Source organism: Oscillibacter sp. KLE 1745, assembly GCF_000469445.2.
Lineage (GTDB): Bacteria > Bacillota > Clostridia > Oscillospirales > Oscillospiraceae > Oscillibacter > Oscillibacter welbionis.
Window position 1 is genome coordinate 1 of the sequence record NZ_KI271650.1, and the last position, 4,453, is coordinate 4,453.

At 57.6% G+C, this 4,453-nt stretch carries 5 protein-coding genes; all 5 read right to left on the reverse strand.

Going from position 1 to position 4,453, the window contains the following annotated elements; genetic code table 11:
• Positions 1-274: 274 nt before the first annotated feature.
• Entirely contained in the window at positions 275-547 is a 273-nt protein-coding gene (locus HMPREF1546_RS00085; RefSeq protein WP_036630838.1) for a hypothetical protein, read from the reverse strand.
• 78 nt (positions 548-625) lie between these two features.
• Positions 626-1,270, reverse strand: a complete 645-nt coding sequence (locus tag HMPREF1546_RS00090; protein WP_021750195.1) for a hypothetical protein — start codon at positions 1,268-1,270, stop codon at positions 626-628.
• A 45-nt stretch (positions 1,271-1,315) separates the two neighbouring features.
• Positions 1,316-1,945: a hypothetical protein gene (locus HMPREF1546_RS00095; protein ID WP_301546159.1), complete on the reverse strand. Its 630-nt coding sequence runs from the start codon at positions 1,943-1,945 to the stop codon at positions 1,316-1,318.
• Positions 1,946-2,215: 270 nt separating this feature from the next.
• Positions 2,216-3,052, reverse strand: coding sequence for a DNA adenine methylase (locus tag HMPREF1546_RS00100; protein ID WP_036630843.1), 837 nt, complete (start codon positions 3,050-3,052; stop codon positions 2,216-2,218).
• Between the two features lie 1,106 nt (positions 3,053-4,158).
• Positions 4,159-4,453: DUF1064 domain-containing protein (locus HMPREF1546_RS00115; protein ID WP_021751575.1), on the reverse strand; the 295-nt coding region annotated here is incomplete at its 5' end.

Below are 4,453 nucleotides of genomic sequence, written 5' to 3' on the forward strand. Positions count from 1 at the left end.
CGCTCCGTTGCGCCCCAAGGGCACTTCCGCGCCCCTTCGGGGCTTGGGCGCTCGTCCTCTCCCCGCCGCGCGGGGCGCGGTGGGGTTCCCCAATTCCCCCGCCGCCGTTCTCTCCACGTAGGAACGCAGCAGTCAACACAGACGGCAGGGGAGGGGCCCGGCTCACCAGAATCGCACTGGAGCACCCGCCGCAGCAGGCGTGACCCTTACCGGGTTTTGGTCATAGATAAGAAGAGGACGCAGACGCCCGGAGTGGGCCCCGGTCGCCTGCATATCAAATCTTCCGTGGGAACGCCTCGTAGTATCTCCGCACGGCGCGTTCCAACGTAGAGGGGGAGAGGTGGTGCCGCAGGCAGACCGCCTGCGCGCCCGCGTCCGTTGTCACGAACTCGAACAGCGCCTGGTAGTTTTCTTTCCCGGCGGCGATGCACAAATTCAGGATCTTCTCCTGTGTTCGCTTCGGTAACTCCCAGTAAAGCAGGGAAGTGAAGTAGATGTATCCCTGCCGCTCATAGCTCACCGGAATGGACTTCTTGTACCGAAACACCCGCGGCACCTCCTTTCGTTTATGTTTTCCGCCTTTTCTGCACGATCTGGTTTCGCTCATACTCCGTTGTGCCGGCCATCAGCTGGCCGTAGGAGAGCCCGCGGCGCTTGGCCTCCGCCGCCAGCGCCGCCAGCCGTTCGTATTCCCTGGAGCGCCGCTGCCGCCTTCTCCAGGTGGGCACCGTATCGACGGCCCATCTCCACCAGCAACCGCTGCTCGATCTCCAGCAGTTCTTCCTTCGTCTGCATCCGCCTGCCTCTCTTTCTCGATCCGCTCCTCCAGCCGCTGCAACTTTTTGCGCCGAAAGCCATCCCACATAGGGTACAGCATCTTCATCTGGTCCAGGACGATCTGCACATCCGCGATCTCTTCCGCCACATCCTCCATGAGAAGCCACTGGCCCGGTTCACGGAACTTCTGCGCCCTCCGCAGTTTCAGCAGTGCTTTGGACAGCTCCGCCATCTCCTCCAGCATCATGTCCACCTGGGCGCGCTCTCCGTAGTGTTCCAGCGCATCCAGCAGAATTTCCCTGCCGTCTTCTCCCATGGCCGGGGCTTCAACGGCAATCTGGATGCACGCGCTCAAAGTCTCCATATCTGACCGGAATGCAAGACAAGAGCCCAGGTTCCTCAGCTTCAGAGCCCTCTCCGCTTGCCGCTTCGCTTCCCGGTATTTCTCCAGGAGCGGCCGCGCCACGTCAACCCTCCGAATCAGCTCGTCCATATCTTTCTCCTCCTCTAAAGCTCCATAGTATCGAATCTTCTCAAATCAAAATCCATTCCAAACCCGCATCCCGCAATATTCAAAGCACTCAGCATCGTTGCAGTCCTCGTCGGTCAGATCCATGAGCCGCTTTCGACTTCTCGATATGAACAAGTCGGAATCCATAGGCGGCTTCGGTTTTTTATCCCGCAGCAGCTCATCCACCCCGACAACCTGGGCAAACTGCTCTGGTTCATTTTCTCGGAGGTACTTAAAGAAATAGTTCTTGTGGAAGGGGCAAAAGGCGCAGGCGCTGGCCCTAGTTTCGAGTCCCCACACGTCTTTGATATAGGCGTAGTTGTCGGCCCGGGTTAAGCCCATCTCCACTAGGGGAAACTTGTTGACGAACATGGGGTTGGGGTTCTCTTTGCACCGGCGGGCCTCCTCCGCGCTAAAGCCCATGTGCATCTCGTGGGCCTTCTTGTCCTCGTCCCGGAGTCTCTGCCCCTTCTTGTAACCAAGTAGCTCCCACCGGACGTACTTGGAGATCAGCTCTACCTTGTAGTCGATGGTGCAGTTGCGAGGCATCTTGCTTTTGTGGCCGTCCTCCTTGATGGTCCACCACGGGATGCTGATCGTCCGCCTTTCCCCGAAATTCTCCATAAAGTCGGTGTAGAGCGGAGAATCCAGAATCACAAGTGGCACCCCGCAAGAATGACCGGCGTTTGCCAGGAATTCGACCTGCTTTTTCACCCAAGGCGGCTCGAATCCCAAATCGCAGAATATGGATATGTCGTAAATCGGCACCTGGGGCCATACAGGCGGTTCTCCCCGTATCTTTGCCAGGGCGTTTTCGCAGCTCATCAGATGCAGGGCCGATGACTGCATCCCGGCGCCGCATGATAAGATCTTCACACCTCAATCACTCCCGCTACCTCTTTTCCGGCCCGTCCCAAGTTTCCGGGGTCATGGAGCAGCTTCACTTCGGTCAAATAATGTAAGCTGTGCATCTGTGTCCCTGTAATTCGTCCAGATCATTTCCATCGCCTTCTCTCCGGATGTGGTCCGAACTTCTTTCGCATAACTGTTCCATCCTTGAAGGGCATCCTTGTACAGACTGGAGTCATATCCAGACAGGATGATCCGGGCGCGGCTTCCGGTAATTTCCTCCAGTAGCTCTTGATGGCCTCCTATGTCCATCTCATATCTGTATATCCGGCCGCTTTTTCGGGTGGAACGCAGATACGGCGGATCAAGGTACATCAGGACTTCGGGAGAGTTATATCGCCGTATCAGCCGAAGTGCGTCCATCTTCTCAATCTGCACAAGCTGGTTTCGGCTGCCCTGCAGGCGCACAGCAGCCATCCGGATTGCCTCCGGGACTCCCCGCCATTTGCAGGCGGTCCCGCCGATTTTCTTCTGCTTGTGGTTTCGCCATCCGCATTTCCCACCCATTTTGGCGCCGATTGCCTGATTGGTGCGGACCAGAAACCGTCTGGCCCGCTCCAGCGGCTCCTCGCACGGCTGAAAGGCAAGGTCATATTCCCGACGGCTGTATGGTGTCAATTCGATCTCCCGGGCCAGCTCTTCCGGTTGGCTCCGAAGCATTTGGAACAGATTCACTACTTCGTCATCCAGGTCATTGATCGTTTCCACAACACTGGGTTTTTTTGTGAAAAACACCGCGCCGCTGCCAAAGTATGGTTCAAGATAGACTGCCTTTTCATAATCCGCCGGGAAATGGCTCACGATCCAAGCTGCCGCGGTCCATTTGCTCCCTGGATACCTGAATACCGCTTTCATTTCTGGCTCTGCCTCTCCTCGTTGTTCCCACCACATTTCGAGCACCGGGAAATATCGGACCGACAATCCCAAGCGAGGACAAAGGCCCCGCACTGTGGGCACTGCCCAGGCGGCCCCTTCTTTCTGCGTTCCCCCTGTGCCCTTTTCATGGCCGCAGGAATACCGTCCAGAACCACGGGGCATCTGGTCAGCGTGCAGAATCCCTGCTCACCGGCATAGCCGCAAGCAATGTTGAGGGAACCGCAAAAACGGAGATGTTCCATTTATGTGATGCCTCCCATATCCGGCCGCGGCAGCGGCTGGTAATGTGTCCCGAACCGTGGCAGCTCTGGTGCTGCCCAAACACACCACAGTACGTCCATCAGCGGTGTGCCTCTGCCTCTGGTTTTGAATAGAAAGTCCGGCCGCCATGTCAGGGGAAGCACCCACGCCGGCGGATCTTCCTGAAACAATTCCAGCCGCTTTCTTGCGTGCCAAAACTGGCTTTTCAGCAGCAGGGCGAACGGCTTCCCAATGTACTGGCACCTTCGGATAAACACTTCTGATAGGGAGAACGGCGGGTTGGTGATGATCCAGTCGCAGGAAACAGGGGATACCGTCAGAAAGTCCTGGCCCATGGAAATGTCTGTTCCGGTCACCTGATACCCCCAGACTTCCATCTCATGCACCATATCTCCGTTCCCGCAGGCCGGCTCCCAAATCCTGGTATTGCCTGGCAGTCGAAGAAAATCCAGCAGTGCGTATGTAACCTCTGGCGGCGTCGGATATAGGTCTCCTTTTGCGCGTCCATAAGCGCTGTTCCCACCGGAAATCCGGCTGGCCTCTGTTCCATTCATGGCCTACACCTCCGAAAATCGAAGTGGGCACCAGCGCGGCGCCGTCTTGGTCTGCGGGACACTTTCACCGGGCGCGGTGAAACCGATGAAACCAGGCATCCGGGGACTGCGCGGGCACATTTTTCTAAAAGTTTCCTCAGCGGCCGGATGATTGCACGTACAGTCTCCCCGCGGTCCCTTTCTTCCCCAGCTATTTGCTGTCAACTTTGCCCATCCCGTCAGTTTCATGTATTGGCATTCGGCGCAGACAGGTGGTTTTTTCTTCATGGCTCACACCTCCCGCACATCAATACCCAGCCGCTCGCGCATCAGCTTCCGCTTGATGGCGTATACCCTGGTTTTGGTGGCTTCGCTCTTCACGTCCTCCACCACTAGCAGCCAGTGGACCTCTCCGCAGCAGTCCGGCTCCGTGGCCCGTTCGTAGGAAAAGTCTGCCCTGTACCGGATGGCCCGGACCCGCACGCCCTCCAGGGTGGTGTATGCCTCCTGCAGGGTGAACTCCGGCTGGAGCTTCAAGTCCCGAATCTTCCCGGCCGCCAGCAGCAGCGCCAGCTCGTCATACCGC